Origin of the sequence: Mesorhizobium sp. M4A.F.Ca.ET.022.05.2.1 (genome assembly GCF_003998845.1) — a bacterium.
GTDB lineage: Bacteria > Pseudomonadota > Alphaproteobacteria > Rhizobiales > Rhizobiaceae > Mesorhizobium.
This window is the reverse complement of the sequence record NZ_RZOJ01000012.1, coordinates 1-15,421: the sequence shown is the minus strand read 5'-3', so window position 1 is coordinate 15,421 and position 15,421 is coordinate 1. Positions and strand designations below refer to the sequence as shown.

The following is a 15,421-nucleotide window of genomic DNA, read 5'->3' as shown; positions in this document are numbered from 1 at the left end:
CGTGGCAACAGACGATGGCGCGGCGGGCTCGTTCTTCAGCGAAGCAGCGCCGTTCCGTGATCCGCTCAGGTTCCCTTATCTTGCGCCGCTGCGCCGGGCGGCGTCCTCGCCGATCTTGCCCTGGCCGCTGCGCAAACGCGCCGCCAAGCTGTGCATGACCTGGTCCCGCAAGAGGCTGCATCGGGTGCGGCACATCGCCGTCGATCATTCGCGGTGGTGCTCCGCCAGCACGCCTGGCGACCTTGGTCCGATCTGGCAATATTGGGCGCAAGGCGCCGACGCGGCGCCGCCGGTGGTCAGGGCGTGCCTGCGCTCAGTGGCCCGCCACAGGGGCGAACGCGAACTCATCGTCCTCGACGACAGGACCGTCGAGGATCATACCGACCTTCCCGGCCATGTCTGGGACAAGCGCCGGCGCGGGCTGATGAGCAGCCAGCATTTTTCCAACTTCGTCCGGCTGGACCTGCTGGCCCGGCACGGCGGGACATGGCTCGATGCCACGATCCTGCTGCGGCAGCCCGTGCCGCCGGAGATCGAAGGCGAGGATTTCTACATTCTGCGCGAGACCGGTCGCCATCCCCGGCTCGTGGAAACCTGGTTCATTCATGCCCGCAAGGGCCACCCGCTGGTCGAGACCGTTCTTTGCGGCCTCGCCGACTACTGGAAGGCCCATGACGGGCTTCATGACTACTTCATGTTCCCTTACCATTTCGAGGCTGCGCTTCTCTTGCATCGGCGGCTTCGGCGCGAGTTCCTGGCCAGGCCGCAGGTCGGCGCCGACCGGCCGCACGAGCTGCAATGGCTGCTTTTCGAGCCGCTCGACGAGGCAGCGCATCGCGCGGTCCATGATCGTTTCTGGCTGCACAAGCTGACGCACAAGGCCGAGCGTCCGGCGACGGGCGATCGCCTGCTCTGGGATGCGATCCTCGACGGTTGGCCGGCGAACTGAAACGGTGAATTAGCGTCAACGAAATTTCAGTTGAGTGACGGCGCGAAAGGCGCGAGGTTCGGCGCCGGCGTGGCGCAAGCGTGAAATGGACTGGAGCAGTCGAATATGACGGAAACACTGGACGGCAGGCATATCGTGGTGACCGGCGGCACGGGGGCGCTGGGTGGCGCGGTTGTCGGCAAGCTCTTGGATCAGGGCGCGATCTGCCATGTCCCCAATGCCCATGCCGCGGCGCCTCCGCACTTTCCCTTTGCCGCCCATGACCGCGTCAGGCTGGCGCACAATGTCGACCTGTCGGATTCCGCCAAGGTCGAGGCCTTCTACCACCAGCTTCCCGACCTCTGGGGGTCGATCCACCTCGCCGGCGGCTTTGCCATGGCGCCGGTGGAGAAGATCGAATCGGCCTCCTTCGCCGAGATGATGGACACCAACGCCCGCACGACGTTTCTCTGTTGCCGTGCCGCGATCCGCTCGATGCTGACTTCGGCCACGGCGGGGCGCATCGTCAACGTCACAGCGCGCGCCGGGCTCGATCCAAGGCGCGGTTCTGGCATGGTCGCCTATGCCGCCAGCAAGGCGGCGGTCGCGGCGATGACGGTGGCGATGGCCGAGGAGCTGAAGCACAAGGGCATACTGGTCAACGCGGTGGCGCCCTCGACGCTCGACACGCCGGCCAACCGGGCCGACATGCCGGACGCCGACTTCACCAAATGGGTGAGCCTCGAAGCCGCCGCCGAGGCTATCGCCTATCTCGCCTCGCCCGCCAATCTGGCGATGAGCGGCACGCTGGTGCCGCTCTACGGTCGGGCCTGATTTTCCGGAGCAATTCCAGGAAAAGTGTGAAACGGTCTTCCGTTCGCAATAGCCCAAAACAAAGCCGGAGCGGGTCGGCGTTTCCATGAAACGATGGACCGTTCTGGACATCCCGCCAAAGAAAAACCCCGCCGGATCGCTCCGGCGGGGTTTTCTTTGAGGTTGGGCGAAGAGGCTCAAGCAATTCCGGACGAAAAACCGCCGCGCGGTTTTCCTGGAATGCTCTAGTTGCCCTGCTTCTTCAGCGCCGCGCCCAGGATGTCGCCCAGCGAGGCGCCGGAGTCGGTCGAGCCGTACTGGGCGACCGCTTCCTTCTCCTCGGCGATTTCCAGCGCCTTGATCGAGACCTGCAGCTTGCGGGTCTTCTTGTCGAAGGCGATGACACGGGCGTCGACCTTCTGGCCGACGGTGAAGCGCTCGGGGCGCTGCTCGTCGCGGTCGCGGGAAAGGTCGGAGCGCTTGATGAAGGTCTCGATGCCGCTGTCGACCAGCCGCACTTCCAGCCCGCCGTCCTTGACGCCGATGACCTCGCAGGTGACGACGGCGTTCTTGCGCAGTTCGCCCGAAGTCGCCGCTTCACCGACCGTGTCACGCGCCAGCTGCTTGATGCCGAGCGAGATGCGCTCCTTCTCGATGTCGACGTCGAGCACCTGCGCCTTGACCACGTCGCCGCGATTGTACTCCTCGATCACCTGCTCGCCCGGACGGGTCCAGTCGAGGTCGGAGAGGTGGACCATGCCGTCGACGTCGCCTTCCAGGCCGATGAACAGGCCGAACTCGGTCTTGTTCTTGACCTCGCCCTCGACCTGGCTGCCGACCGGATGGGTGCGCGCGAAGGCTTCCCACGGGTTCTCCAGCGTCTGCTTGAGGCCGAGCGAGATGCGGCGCTTGGCCGGATCGACCTCGAGCACCACCACGTCGACTTCCTGGGTCGTCGACAGGATCTTGCCGGGGTGCACGTTCTTCTTCGTCCACGACATTTCCGAAACGTGGATGAGGCCCTCGATGCCCGGCTCCAGCTCGACGAACGCGCCGTAGTCGGTGATGTTGGTGACGGTGCCCTTGATCTTCTTGCCGATCGGGAACTTGGTGCCGATCTCCGACCACGGATCGCTCTCGAGCTGCTTCATGCCGAGCGAGATGCGGTGGGTTTCCTGGTTGATGCGGATGATCTGCACCTTGACCGTCTGGCCGATGTTGAGGATCTCGGTCGGATGGTTGACGCGGCGCCATGCCATGTCGGTGACATGCAGCAGGCCGTCGATGCCGCCGAGGTCGACGAACGCACCGTAGTCGGTGATGTTCTTGACCACGCCCTCGACCACCTGGCCCTCTTCGAGGTTCTGCACGATTTCCGAACGCTGTTCGGCGCGGCTCTCCTCGAGCACGGTGCGGCGCGACACCACGATGTTGCCGCGGCGGCGATCCATCTTGAGGATCTCGAAGGGCTGCGGGTTGTGCATCAGCGGCGAGACGTCGCGGATCGGGCGGATATCGACCTGGCTGCGCGGCAGGAACGCCACGGCGCCGTCGAGGTCGACGGTGAAGCCGCCCTTGACCTGGTTGAAGATGACGCCTTCGACGCGCTCACCCTTGGTGAACTTCTCCTCGAGGCGCACCCAGCTCTCCTCGCGGCGAGCCTTCTCGCGCGACAGCATGGCTTCGCCAAGCGCGTTCTCGATGCGCTCGACATAGACTTCGACGGTGTCGCCGACCTTGAGGGAGGAGTCCTTGCCCTTGGCGCCGAACTCCTTCAGCGGCACGCGGCCTTCGACCTTGAGGCCGACATCGATGATGGCCATGTCCTTTTCGATCGCGGTGATCGTGCCCCGGACAACCTGGCCCTCGCCGGAATGACCGGCGGTGAATGATTCTTCGAGCATGCTCGCGAAATCGTCGCGAGACGGATTAGCAGCTGACATTGTTTCTCCTGGAATACTCCGCGTCTTTCGCGGAGTGGGCGCCGTTGGTTAGCGTTGCGTGAGCCTGCCGGCGTTCCGGGCTAAAAGCCCTTGGCCGCATTTGGCGGCAAGTCCGGCGCATGAAGAATGCTGGCAGGCTGGTTTGTGCCCGATATGGGTATTTTCTTCGCCTCCGGCAACGGAAACACGAGGAAAAACCTGGCTCAGGCTCTGCTTCTCTTGGCCAGGACGTCGTCGATGATCGCCATAGCCGCCAGAAACGCGGCCTCTATAGCCATTTCAGACGTATCAAGCAAGTGCGCGTCGGCAGCCGGCTTGAGCGGCGAGTCGGCCCGGCCCATGTCGCGCTCGTCGCGGCGCTCGATGTCGGCCAGGATGGTGGCGAAATCGGCGCTGCCGCCGATGCTCTCGATCTCCGCCAGCCGGCGCCTGGCCCGCACCTCGGCGCTCGCCGTCACGTAGAGCTTGATGTCGGCGTCGGGACACACGACGGTGCCGATATCGCGCCCGTCAAGCACCGCGCCCGGCGGCGTTTTGGCGAAGTCGCGCTGCTTTTCGACGAGGATGCGCCGCACCGTGGGAATGACCGCAACCTTCGAGGCCGCCTCGCCCACCGCATGCGCCGACAGCACGGCGCGGTCGAGTTTCGAAAGGTCCACCTGCCGCGCCGCGGTTTCGGCTGCCGAGACGTTGTCGAGCGGCAGGCCAAGCTGAAGCAGTTTGTGGGCAACCGCGCGATAGGTGAGGCCGGTGTCGAGCAGGTTCAGCCGGTAGTGGTCGGCGAGCCGGCGCGCAAGCGTGCCCTTGCCGGCGCCTGCAGGCCCGTCGATGGCAATGGTGAAGGTGTCGGTCATCTGACTTGCCTGAACAGGCGGAACGCCAGCACCGCCAGGGCGATCGAGATCGACAGTGGCAGTGCAATGAGCGGTATGACGCCGATTGTCATGAAGGCCATGGCCCCGATCCCTTTGAGAAGTCCCGCAAGAAAGACCCATCCATTGTCTTCGAGAAACCTGGCAGGACCGACCGACAAATAGATGGCCAGGAACTGAAGAACCAGAAGCCAGAAAAGAAGAGCGAAAATGCCAAACCGCTCTTTGAAAGCGAGGCGTTCGATCAGATACGGGACCAGCGCAGCTCCAATGCAGCCTGCCAAGAGCGGCCAGTCCCGCAACATCACCCGATCTCCGCGCCCAGCCCCTTCATCAGTCCCATGAATTCCGGAAAGCTCGTCGCGATCATGTTGGCGTCGTCGATGGTCACCGGCTTCTCGGTCGCCAGGCCCATCACCAGAAAACTCATGGCGATGCGGTGGTCGAGATGCGTCTTTACCGTCGTGTCCGGCCCGTTGGGGTGTCTGCCCAGCCCCTTGCCGCCGGGCCTGCCGCGTACCGCAAGCGTTGCTTCGCCCTCCGTGCAGTCGACGCCGTTGAGCCTCAGCCCGTTGGCCACGGCAGACAGGCGGTCGGATTCCTTGACCCGCAATTCCTCCAGCCCCTGCATCAGCGTCTCGCCCTCGGCGAAGCTCGCGGCAACCGCCAGCACCGGATACTCGTCGATCATCGAGGGTGCCCGCTCCGGCGGGACGACGACACCCTTCAATTCGGATGAGCGCACGCGCAGGTCGGCGACGTCCTCGCCGCCGGCGTTGCGCGGGTTGAGGATGTCGATCCGGCCGCCCATCTCCTGCAGCGTCAAAAGCAGGCCGGTGCGGGTCGGGTTCATCAGCACGTTCTCGATCACGATGTCCGAGCCCGGCACGATGAGCGCCGCGACCAGCGGGAAGCCGGCCGAGGACGGATCGCCCGGAACGGCGATCGTCTGCCCGCTGAGCTTGCCCTGGCCCTCGATGAAGATGTGGCGTACGCCGCGCTCGTCGGTTTCGACCGTCAGATTGGCGCCAAAGCCCTTCAGCATCTTTTCGGTATGGTCGCGCGTCATCACCGGCTCGATCACCGTGGTGATGCCCGGCGTGTTCAAGCCCGCAAGCAGCACCGCAGACTTCACCTGCGCCGAGGCCATCGGCACCCGGTAGGTGATGGGGGCGGCGTGCTTGGGGCCGCGCAGCGTGATTGGCATGCGGTCGCCAGGCGTCGCCTTCAGCACCTGCACGCCCATCTGCCGCAGCGGCTCCAGCACGCGGCCCATCGGCCGGCCGGATAGCGATGCATCGCCGATGAAGGTCGTTTCCATGTCATAGGTGCCGACCAAACCCATGGTCAGCCGCGAGCCAGTGCCGGCATTGCCGAAGTCGAGCGGACCTTCCGGTTCGAGCAGCGCCCCGTTGCCGGTGCCGCGGATCACCCACTCGGCGCCGCGCTTCTCGATATGCGCGCCCATCGCCTTCATCGCGGCGCCCGTGCGCATCACGTCCTCGCCTTCGAGCAGGCCGGTGATGCGGGTCTCGCCGGAGGCCAGACCGCCGAACATGAAGGACCGGTGCGAGATCGACTTGTCGCCCGGCACCCGCGCGGCGCCGGAAAGGGCTGGAGATTTGCGGGCCGTGGCCGGTTTCGGAGCGGCAGCGTGAGACATGGTTTTCCCTTGATGGAACGCCGGCGCGCCGGCACTTTTCTTTTGTTGCGGCGGTCTCGTATCACGGCGGACGGAAATGGTCATCCCCTTGCGAGAAGCCTTCGATTGCGGGCTTTTGCAACGCCTGCCTGAAGCCGGCTTTTGGCTTTGACAGCGCCGTAAACTGCCGTTAAGGGGACCACTCTTCTATCTACGAGGCTTGCTGTGGCAAAAGCTGAACTTGGCACCAAACGCATAGACCCGGAAACGGGTCGGAAATTCTATGACCTGAACAAGGACCCGATCGTCTCGCCCTACACCGGCAAGAGCTATCCGCGCTCCTATTTCGACGAAGGCAAGATCACCGCTCTCGAGGAGGACGAGGATGTCGCCGACAAGGAAGTGGACGCCGAGGACGAAGAGGGCGCCGAGGTCGTCTCGCTCGAAGAGGCTGATGACGAGGCCAAGGGCGGCGACGATCTTCCCGATCTCGGAGACGACGAGGACGATGTGGACCTCGGCGACGATGAGGACGACACCTTCCTTGCCGATGAAGAGGAAGAGGACGACGACGTTGCTGACATGATCGGCGTCGGCGACGACGACGACGAGGTCTGATCGGGCCCCGCTGCGATCATTTGCCGGCCTTTGTTGGCCTGTGACGAAAAAGCGGTCGTTGAAGGCTTGATCTTGACCGAAGGCGGGGTTAGAAGCCGCCTGCACTTGACGGCGCGGACCTCAAAACCGCGCCGGATCTCTTCGCCGGAAACGGCGCCGGCTGACTGCCGGGAGTGGGGCCATAGCTCAGTTGGGAGAGCGCTTGAATGGCATTCAAGAGGTCGTCGGTTCGATTCCGATTGGCTCCACCAAACAGTCTTTTCCTGATGCTTGGATTCGCGTCGCTCACGCTCGCCGCGTGCCAATCGGCGCCTGAAGCATCGCCGCCACCGCCACCTCCTGCACAACCTGCCCTGGCCGCGGTTCCTCCTGCTCAGGATTCGGCAGTCCTGGACCCATCCGTGGTGGCGACGCCCCCCGACAAGGGCGTTCCGGCAAAATATGCCGCATTCTCCGGCATATGGGCCGGACGGCTGGACGGGATGTATGAAGGCAAGCTGGCTGTGCTCACGATTGCTCCACGCGGGCAGGTGACGGTCACCTATGCGTGGGGAGTTCTGGCCGACAACAAGCCGGGCGTCGCCGATGGCGCCGGGAAGATTTCAGGCAACACATTGAAGCTTGCGCGCCTGCCGAACGGCGCGGACGCCACCTTCATCATGCAGCCCGACGGGACGCTGGCCGCCACCTATACGCTTGCCGGCCAAACCTACACGGGCGCGTTCGCCAGGCAGTAATTCAGCAAATCTCTCTGCGCTGGACGGCCTGTCGAAGGGGCCTCAAGCATCGCGGACCGGTTTTGCAGCTGCCAATCCGCCTGTCGAGACGCGCCCTTTGGCGGCGCTGTCCGCGCCCGGTCCGAATCGGCTATGCCTCTCGCATGCAGGAAACGTCCCTATACGTCCCGGTGAAGCGGTTTCTCGAGAGCCTGGACTTTACCGTCAAGGGCGAAGTCGGCGGCTGCGACGTGGTCGGGCTGCGCGATGGCGAGCCGCCCGTGGTGGTCATCTGCGAACTGAAACTGCAGTTCAATCTGGAACTCGTGCTCCAGGCCGTCGACCGCGCGGCAGCCTGCGACGAGGTCTGGCTCGCCGCGCTCATGTCGGCGCGCGGCAAGGGGCGCGAGCACGACCGCCGCTTCCGCGCGCTGTGCCGCCGCCTCGGCTTCGGGCTGCTGGGGGTTGGCAGTAAGGGTGAGGTCGAGTTGCTGCTCAGTCCCGCCGCCGTGCCCCCGAGGCGTGATCCCCGGCGGCGTTCGCGCCTGATGGAGGAGCATCGGCGCCGGCGCGGCGACCCCACGGCCGGAGGCAGCACGCGCGCGCCGATTATGACCGCCTACCGGCAGGAGGCGCTGGCCTGCGCCGCCGCCATGGCCGACGGCCCGAAGCGACCGCGTGACCTGAAAGCCGTTTCGCTGCGCGCGGCCAACATATTGCTGCACAATTACTATGGCTGGTTTGCCAGAACGGAGCGCGGGATCTACGCGCTTACCGAGGTCGGCCACGTCGCCCTGCAGTCGCAAACGATGGTCGAGGCCGGCTGAGGAGCGTTCGCGCGAGGCCGACCAATCAAGGATCGGTCCATGACCGGACCGCCGATTCGGCACGGCGATCCCGCCTCGAGCGTCGAACGCTTCTCGCGAGGGCGACCTACTGCGCCGAGCCGTTAGGCTTGCGTCCCAGCCCCATGGACTTGGCGAGCCTCGAACGGTTTGCGGAATAGTTCGGTGCCACCATCGGATGGTTGGAAGGCAGGGTTCCACTTCGCCCGATATTGATCGGGCGAGAGGCCGTAATGCACGGCGATATGCCGCTTCAGCAATTTGAAGTGCCGTCTGTCCTCGAGGCAGATGATGAAGTTGGGCGCCACGGATTTCTTTCATGGGAACCGCGGGGTTGAGTTCCACCGATTGGGCCGGGGAATATCCGGCCAGGATCGTTCTGAACGTATATCGCATCTGCGCGCCGTTCGGCCCTGTCTCGTTTCGGGCTGTTGACTCGCCTTTCGCTCTGTGCAGAATTGGTTGGACCATTGAACCACTTTAGGCTCTGGCTTGACCGATCTTTTGCCTCCCATCCAGACGACGGCCCGCGACGACGCGGTGCTGAAGGCCTTGGCCGGTTTCGTCAGGCAGGAATCCCTGGGTCCCGGTGAGAAGTTGCCGACCGAGCGCATCCTGGCCGAGCGGCTCAAGGTCAGCCGCAACACCGTGCGTGAGGCGCTGACGCGCTGGGAGGGGCTCGGCCTCGTCGAGCGGCGGCAGGGCTCAGGCACCTATCTCAAGGCGGCCGTCTCTCCCGATATGCTGCACATGCCGCTGACGCTGGCCGGCGGCAATGATTTCGCCGGCCTGATGCGCACGCTGGAAATCCGCCGCGCGCTGGAGGCCGAGGCCGCCGCCCTTTGCGCCGTCCGCGCCGGCAAGGCCGAGCTCGCCGAGATCGAACGCAAGCTCGACCTTATGGAGGAGGCTTTCCAGACCCGCGCCGGCATGTCATCGGACGAGGACTGGGAGTTTCATCAGGCGATCTACCGCGCTTCCGGCAATCCGCTGTTCGAGCAGATCATTGCCGCCATGCACGAGCTGTTCCACCGCTTCTGGGAACACCCGCTCGGCGTGCGCGATTTCGGCCACGCCAGCTTCCCCTATCACCGGACTATCTACGAACGCATTGCCGCGCACGACCCGGAAGGAGCTCGGGCCGAGGCGCTGAAGCTCATCGCCACCGTCGAGGACGATCTGAAGCGCGGCGCCGCCAACCTCAAGCTTTCGGACCGCAAATGAATGAGCACCCCACCGGTTTCGACCCGGGCCTTTCCAACAGCGACTATCTGGCCGAGGCGGCTACGCTTCTGGCCCATGACGATCCGTTCCCCGGCGGCGCGGTGGTGCCGCCTATCTACCAGACCTCGCTGTTCACCTTCGCCAATTATGCCGAGATGGCCGACACCTTTGCTGGCCGGCGCCGCCAGCCGATCTATTCGCGCGGCGACAATCCGACGGTGATGGAGTTCGAAGCGCGCGTCGCCGCCCTCGAAGGTGCCGAAGCCGCGCGCGGCTTCTCCAGCGGCATGGCCGCGATCAGCGCCACGGTGCTCGCCTTCGTCGGCGCCGGCGAGCGCATCGTCGCCGTGCGCAACTGCTATGGCGATGCCTACCGGCTGTTCGAGCGGCTGTTCCCACGCTTGCAAATCAAGGTCGACTATGTCGACGGCTCCGACCCGGATGCGGTGGCGGCGGCGCTGCCGGGCGCCAAGTTGCTTTACCTGGAAAGCCCGACCTCGATGATGTTCGAGCTGCAGGACATCGCCCATCTGACGCGGCTCGCGAAGGAGCAAGGCATCGTCACCACCATCGACAATTCCTGGGCGACGCCCGTGTTCCAGAAGCCGATCGCGCACGGCGTCGATCTTGTGCTGCATTCAGCCTCGAAATATCTCGGCGGCCACAGCGACACTGTTGCCGGCGTGGTGGCGGGCTCCGCCGCGCATATCAGGCACATCAACGAGCAGACCTATTCCTCGCTCGGCGGCAAACTGTCACCCTTCGAAGGCTGGCTGCTCCTGCGCGGCCTGCGCACGCTGCCGCTCAGGCTGCCGCACCACATGAAGAGCGGGCTCATCCTCGCCGAGCGGCTAAAGGCGCATGGCAAGGTCGAGCGGGTTAATCATCCCGCCTATTCCAACCATCCCGGCAAGAAGACGCTTGCCGGCTATGCCGGGCTGTTCTCCTTCGAGGTGACGGAGGATGTCGACATTCCCGCTTTCGTCGATGCGCTGAAATTCTTCCGCATCGGCGTCAGCTGGGGCGGTCATGAAAGCCTGGTTGTGCCGGCCAAGGCCTCGCTCGAGCAGACGCCGGGCCTGAATTCGATGGCGCGCTTCGGCGTCAGCCCCCGAACCATCCGCTTCAATGTCGGATTGGAAAGCGTCGAGGATCTCTGGGCCGACATCGCCCAGGCCTTCGACAAAGCAAGAAAATAACCGAGCGTTCAAAATGGGAGTCCTGAACATGAAGAGACTGACGCTGATGCTTGCCGCCGTCGCCGGCCTGGCGATTTCCGCCAGCGGCGCCCTGGCCGACAGCACGATCAAGATGGTCGAGGTCATCACCAGCCCGCCGCGCACCGAATTCCTGAAGAAGCAGATCGCCGAATTCGAGGCGGCCAATCCAGGCGTCAAGGTCGAGCTCGTCTCGCTGCCCTGGGGCCAGGCCTTCGAGAAGTTCCTGACCATGGTGCAGGCCGGCGACACGCCCGACGTTGTCGAGATGCCGGAACGCTGGATGGGCCTCTATGCCAACAACGGCCAGCTCGAGGACCTCGGTCCCTACATGGCCAAGTGGGACGACGCCAAGACGCTCGGCGACCGCGCCAAACAGTTCGGCTCGACCGTCAACAACACGCAGTTCATGATCCCCTACGGCTACTATGTGAACGCGCTGTTCTGGAACAAAAAGCTGTTCAAGCAGGCCGGCCTCGACGGCCCGCCGGCGACGCTCGACGAGTTCGTCGAGGACTCCAAGAAGATCTCGGCCATCCCCGGCAAATATGGCTACTGCCTGCGCGGCGGCCCGGGCGCCTTCAACGGCATGCACATGTTCATGAACATCGCCGCCGGCAAGGGCGGCTACTTCAACGAGGACGGCACCTCGACCATCAACGACGAAGGCTCGGTCAAGGGCCTGCAGATGCTGGCCGACATGTACAAGAACGGCCTGGCGCCGAAGGACGCCGTGAGCTGGGGTTTCAACGAGACCGTCACCGGCTTCTATTCCGGCACATGCGCCATGCTCAATCAGGATCCGGACGCGCTGCTCGGCATCGCTGACAAGATGAGTGCCGACGATTTCGCCGTGGCGCCGCTGCCGGTCGGACCGAGCGGCAAGTCCTATCCGACGCTGGGCTATGCCGGCTGGGCAATGTTCGCCAATTCGCAGCATAAAGACGATGCCTGGAAGCTGATGGCGACGCTGCTCTCGCCCAAGGACAATCTGGAATGGGCCAAGGAAGTCGGCGTCGTCCCGATCCACAATGGCGCCGACCAGGATGCCCATTTCAAGACCGAGCAGTTCAAGGGCTGGTTCACCGAGCTCAGCGACAGCTCCAAATATGAAATGGTGACGCCGCCGACGCATCTGGAAAACCTCGGCAACTTCGTCGACCAGGTGGCGATCAAGAACTTCCAGGAAGTGCTGCTCGGCCAGAAGACGGCCAAGGAGGCGGCCGACGCGTGGGCCGCGTTCCTGACCAAGGAGCAGCAGGACTGGCTGGCTAAAAATAAGAAGTAGGCGCAGGCTTTTTCCTTCTCCCCGTTTCACGGGGAGAAGGTGACCCGAAGGGCCGGATGAGGGGCAGCGCCCACTCCCGAAAGGTTCGCGCCGCCCCTCATCTGCCTGCCGGCATCTTCTCCCCGTGAACGGGGAGAAGGACGCTGTTTTGCCCGCCGGCACCCATTCACCACCGTAGAGCCAAAACGTATGACCTACGCAGTGTCCGAAATCCGATCCGCCGCCCGGCCGCGCAAGAGAGGGCTGAACAAGACCGCGATCGAGCCCTGGCTCTATCTTTCGCCGGCTATCGTCCTGCTTGTCGTTGTGCTTCTGGTGCCGCTGATCATCGGCATCAGCTATTCGTTCCGCAAATTCTCGGCCTTCAAGTCGGAATATGTCGGGCTCGGCCAGTATCAAACTATGCTCTCGGACGCCGTCCTTGGCCAGGCGCTGATCAACACGCTGTGGTGGACCGTCGCCAGCCTGTTCTTCCAGTTCTTCCTCGGGCTCGGCCTGGCGCTTCTGCTCGACAAGCCGTTCGTCGGCCGCAAGGTGGTGCAGGCGGTGGTGTTCCTGCCCTGGGCGGTGCCGTCCTTCCTCTCCGGCCTCACCTGGGCCTGGCTGTTCAACCCGATCATCGGGCCGTTGCCGCACTGGTTGTTCGCACTCGGGCTGAAGGCCGAGCCGACCAACATACTGTCCGATCCCGCCACCGCCATGTGGGGGCCGATCATCGCCAACATCTGGTTCGGCATTCCCTTTTTCGCCATCACGCTGCTGGCCGCGCTGAAGTCGATCCCGTCGGAACTGCATGAGGCCGCCGCCATAGATGGCGCCTCGCCCTGGCAACGTTTTACCAAGGTCACGTTGCCGTTCCTGGCGCCGACCATTGTGATCACCGTCATGCTGCGCACCATCTGGATCGCCACTTTCGCCGACCTGATCTTCGTCATGACCGAAGGGGGGCCGGCGGGCTCGACCAGCACGGTGCCGGTCTACATTTATGTCAGCGCCTTCAAGTCGCTGGACAAGGGCTATGCCTCGGCGGTCGCCGTGCTGCTCCTAGTGTTGCTGATCGCCTATGCGGTGGGGCTGATCGCCGTCCGCCGTACCTTGGTGAGGCACGTCTGATGATCGCCGGTCGCTCCACCTCCTCGCGCATCGCCGGCGGCATCGGTCTTTACGGCGCCATCGCCGCCTACATGGTCTTCGCGCTGTTTCCGATCTTCTGGACGCTGAAGATCTCGGTGACGCCGGAACGCCTGCTATACTCCGAAGGCATCACCCTCTGGCCGTCGCAAACGACATTCCAGAACTTCGTCACCGTGCTCGAAGCCTCCGACTTCCCGCGTTATTTCCTCAACAGCGTCATCGTCTCGGTATCGACGGCGGCTTTGGTGACGGTGATCGCCACGCTCGCCGGCTACGCCATGTCGCGCTTCACCTTTCGCGGTAAGGCGACACTGGCCATTCTCCTGCTGCTAACCCAGACCTTCCCGCTGGTGATGGTCATCCCGCCGATCTACCGCATCATGGGCGATCTAGGCCTGACCAACAGCCTGACCGGGCTGATCATCATCTACACCGCCTTCAACACTGCCTTCGCCACCTTCCTCATGCAGTCCTTCTTCGACGGCATCCCGAAGGATCTGGAAGAAGCGGCGATGATCGACGGCTGCACGCGCGCTCAGGCGATGCGCAGGGTGATCGTGCCGCTGACGTTGCCCGGCATGGGCGCCACCCTCGGTTTCGTCTTCACCGCCGCCTGGAGCGAATTGCTGTTCGCGCTGATGCTGATCTCCAGCGACGACCAGAAGACCTTCGCCGTCGGCCTGCTCACCTTCATCGGCAAATTCGCCGTCGACTGGGGGCAGATGATGGCGGCCTCGGTGCTGGCGCTGATCCCGGTCTGCATCTTCTTCGCCTTCCTGCAACGCTATCTCGTCACCGGCCTCACCGCCGGCGCGGTCAAAGGGTAATCAATGGCTTCCGTCACGCTGCAACATGTCGAGAAGGACTATGGCTCGCTACGCATCCTGCACGGCGTCGATCTCGAGATCGCCGATGGCGAATTCGTCGTGTTGGTCGGCCCGTCCGGCTGCGGCAAGTCGACCTTGCTGCGCATGATCGCCGGGCTGGAGGAAGTCTCTGGTGGCGAGATCCGCATTGGCGAGCGGCTGGTCAACGATGTCGCGCCAAAGGACCGCGACATCGCCATGGTGTTCCAGTCCTACGCGCTCTACCCGCATATGGATGTCTCGTCGAACATGGGCTTCAGCCTGTTGTTGAAGAAGGCCGAAAAGGCGACGATCGACGGCAGGGTGGGCGCGGCCGCCAAGCGCCTCGGCCTCGACAGTTTCCTCGGCCGCCTGCCGCGCCAGCTCTCTGGCGGCCAGCGCCAGCGCGTCGCCATGGGCCGCGCCATCGTGCGCGACCCGAAGGTCTTCCTGTTCGACGAGCCGCTGTCGAACCTCGACGCCAAATTGCGCGTCCACATGCGCGCCGAGATCAAGGCGCTGCACCAGCAGCTCAAGACCACCTCGGTCTATGTCACGCACGACCAGGTCGAGGCGATGACCATGGCAGACCGCATCGTCGTCATGCATGACGGCTATGTGCAGCAGGTCGGCCACCCGCTGGAGCTGTACGACCGGCCGGTCAACACCTTCGTTGCCGGCTTCATCGGCTCGCCCGGCATGAATTTCTTGCCGGCGAAGGTCGCCAAGGCCGGCAAGCTCGATGCCGTGCTCGCCGACGGCCAGAAGCTCAGGCTGCCGGACGGGCTGCCTCTGGAGGATAGCGATGCGCTCACCATCGGGCTGCGCCCGGAACACATCAGGCTGGTCGACGATGGCGCGCTCAAGGCGGAGGTCGAGGTGGTCGAGCCGCTTGGCCTGTCGACGCAGTTCTATGTCAGGCTCGCCAACCAGCAGGTCTGCGTCTTCGTCATGGGGCGCAGCAACGTTAGGCCGGGCGACATTGTGCGGCTGTCGGCCGATCCGGCGGCGCTGCATCTGTTCGATCCAAAAGATGGAAACCGGATCGGGTGAGCCGGCCGATCAGCGCCAGTGGAACGCGTCCAGCGTATAGTCGGGGTACGCGCCTTGGCGGTCGAAAAGCGCGCTGAGGTCGTCGACGTCGGCCAATATCCCCGAGCGTACCAGCGCGGTTGCGACGCCTGCGCCGGCGCCGCCGGCGATGTCGTGCTCGATGCTGTCGCCGACGCAGACCACGCTGCCGCGATCCGGATTGCCGGCCAGCGCCAGCGCCGCCTCGTAGATCGCCGGATAGGGCTTGCCGATGCGGGTGACGCTGCCGCCGAGGCTTTCGTAG

16 protein-coding genes, 1 tRNA gene and 1 pseudogene are annotated in these 15,421 nt (G+C 64.3%); 12 read left to right on the top strand and 6 right to left on the bottom strand.

Going from position 1 to position 15,421, the window contains the following annotated elements; translation table 11 throughout:
- The first annotated feature begins 1 nt into the window (after position 1).
- Together EN745_RS03035 and EN745_RS03030 are read left to right on the top strand one after the other, a co-directional pair.
- Positions 2-949, top strand: a complete 948-nt coding sequence (locus EN745_RS03035; RefSeq protein ID WP_126056888.1) for a capsular polysaccharide synthesis protein — start codon at positions 2-4, stop codon at positions 947-949.
- Positions 950-1,054: 105 nt separating this feature from the next.
- A complete protein-coding gene (locus tag EN745_RS03030; RefSeq protein ID WP_127420515.1) occupies positions 1,055-1,762 on the top strand; it encodes an SDR family NAD(P)-dependent oxidoreductase in 708 nt (235 codons plus the stop codon).
- A 224-nt stretch (positions 1,763-1,986) separates the two neighbouring features.
- Here EN745_RS03030 and rpsA read toward each other — a convergent pair whose 3' ends face one another.
- The 4 genes from rpsA to aroA all read right to left on the bottom strand — a co-directional run bounded on the left by rpsA (position 1,987) and on the right by aroA (position 6,219).
- Positions 1,987-3,684: a 30S ribosomal protein S1 gene (gene rpsA / locus EN745_RS03025; protein ID WP_126056886.1), complete on the bottom strand. Its 1,698-nt coding sequence runs from the start codon at positions 3,682-3,684 to the stop codon at positions 1,987-1,989.
- A gap of 203 nt (positions 3,685-3,887) precedes the next feature.
- The gene (gene cmk / locus EN745_RS03020) at positions 3,888-4,538 is read right to left on the bottom strand and encodes a (d)CMP kinase (protein ID WP_126056885.1); all 651 of its coding nucleotides are present in this window, start codon (positions 4,536-4,538) and stop codon (positions 3,888-3,890) included.
- On the bottom strand, positions 4,535-4,861 hold the full coding sequence (locus EN745_RS03015; RefSeq protein WP_126056884.1) for a hypothetical protein: 327 nt from the start codon (positions 4,859-4,861) through the stop codon (positions 4,535-4,537). The genes cmk and EN745_RS03015 overlap by 4 nt, the downstream gene beginning before the upstream one ends.
- A complete protein-coding gene (aroA, locus tag EN745_RS03010; RefSeq protein ID WP_126056883.1) occupies positions 4,861-6,219 on the bottom strand; it encodes a 3-phosphoshikimate 1-carboxyvinyltransferase in 1,359 nt (452 codons plus the stop codon). The genes EN745_RS03015 and aroA overlap by 1 nt, the downstream gene beginning before the upstream one ends.
- Positions 6,220-6,423: 204 nt before the next feature.
- Here aroA and EN745_RS03005 point away from each other — a divergent pair, with 204 nt between their 5' ends.
- The 4 genes from EN745_RS03005 (at position 6,424) to EN745_RS02990 (ending at position 8,359) form a co-directional block, all read left to right on the top strand.
- Positions 6,424-6,816 (top strand): TIGR02300 family protein, encoded by a 393-nt coding sequence (locus EN745_RS03005; RefSeq protein WP_126056882.1) that lies wholly within the window; start codon positions 6,424-6,426, stop codon positions 6,814-6,816.
- A gap of 175 nt (positions 6,817-6,991) precedes the next feature.
- A tRNA-Ala gene (locus tag EN745_RS03000) sits at positions 6,992-7,067 on the top strand.
- 153 nt (positions 7,068-7,220) lie between these two features.
- A complete protein-coding gene (locus tag EN745_RS02995; RefSeq protein WP_245487617.1) occupies positions 7,221-7,553 on the top strand; it encodes a hypothetical protein in 333 nt (110 codons plus the stop codon).
- A gap of 143 nt (positions 7,554-7,696) precedes the next feature.
- Positions 7,697-8,359 carry a DUF2161 family putative PD-(D/E)XK-type phosphodiesterase gene (locus EN745_RS02990; protein ID WP_126056881.1) on the top strand — a complete coding sequence of 221 codons (663 nt, stop codon included), beginning with the start codon at positions 7,697-7,699 and terminating at the stop codon, positions 8,357-8,359.
- A gap of 106 nt (positions 8,360-8,465) precedes the next feature.
- Here the strand turns inward: EN745_RS02990 and EN745_RS02985 are convergent.
- Positions 8,466-8,694 (bottom strand): annotated as a pseudogene (locus EN745_RS02985) (MucR family transcriptional regulator); the annotation flags it as partial.
- Between the two features lie 175 nt (positions 8,695-8,869).
- Here EN745_RS02985 and EN745_RS02980 point away from each other — a divergent pair.
- The 6 genes from EN745_RS02980 to ugpC all read left to right on the top strand — a co-directional run bounded on the left by EN745_RS02980 (position 8,870) and on the right by ugpC (position 15,138).
- The gene (locus tag EN745_RS02980; RefSeq protein ID WP_126056880.1) at positions 8,870-9,601 is read left to right on the top strand and encodes a FadR/GntR family transcriptional regulator; all 732 of its coding nucleotides are present in this window, start codon (positions 8,870-8,872) and stop codon (positions 9,599-9,601) included.
- A complete protein-coding gene (locus tag EN745_RS02975; protein WP_126056879.1) occupies positions 9,598-10,800 on the top strand; it encodes a PLP-dependent transferase in 1,203 nt (400 codons plus the stop codon). The genes EN745_RS02980 and EN745_RS02975 overlap by 4 nt, the downstream gene beginning before the upstream one ends.
- A 28-nt stretch (positions 10,801-10,828) precedes the next feature.
- Positions 10,829-12,106, top strand: coding sequence for a sugar ABC transporter substrate-binding protein (locus EN745_RS02970; RefSeq protein WP_126056878.1), 1,278 nt, complete (start codon positions 10,829-10,831; stop codon positions 12,104-12,106).
- 189 nt (positions 12,107-12,295) lie between these two features.
- Positions 12,296-13,219 (top strand): sugar ABC transporter permease, encoded by a 924-nt coding sequence (locus tag EN745_RS02965; RefSeq protein WP_127399781.1) that lies wholly within the window; start codon positions 12,296-12,298, stop codon positions 13,217-13,219.
- On the top strand, positions 13,219-14,067 hold the full coding sequence (locus tag EN745_RS02960; RefSeq protein ID WP_126056877.1) for a carbohydrate ABC transporter permease: 849 nt from the start codon (positions 13,219-13,221) through the stop codon (positions 14,065-14,067). Before EN745_RS02965 ends, EN745_RS02960 begins: the two co-directional genes overlap by 1 nt.
- 3 nt (positions 14,068-14,070) lie before the next feature.
- Entirely contained in the window at positions 14,071-15,138 is a 1,068-nt protein-coding gene (gene ugpC / locus EN745_RS02955) for a sn-glycerol-3-phosphate ABC transporter ATP-binding protein UgpC (RefSeq protein ID WP_126056876.1), read from the top strand.
- Between the two features lie 9 nt (positions 15,139-15,147).
- On the opposite strand, the gene EN745_RS02950 is transcribed toward ugpC, so the two are convergent.
- On the bottom strand, positions 15,148-15,421 hold a 274-nt coding region (locus tag EN745_RS02950), incomplete at its 5' end, for an HAD hydrolase-like protein (RefSeq protein ID WP_148669375.1).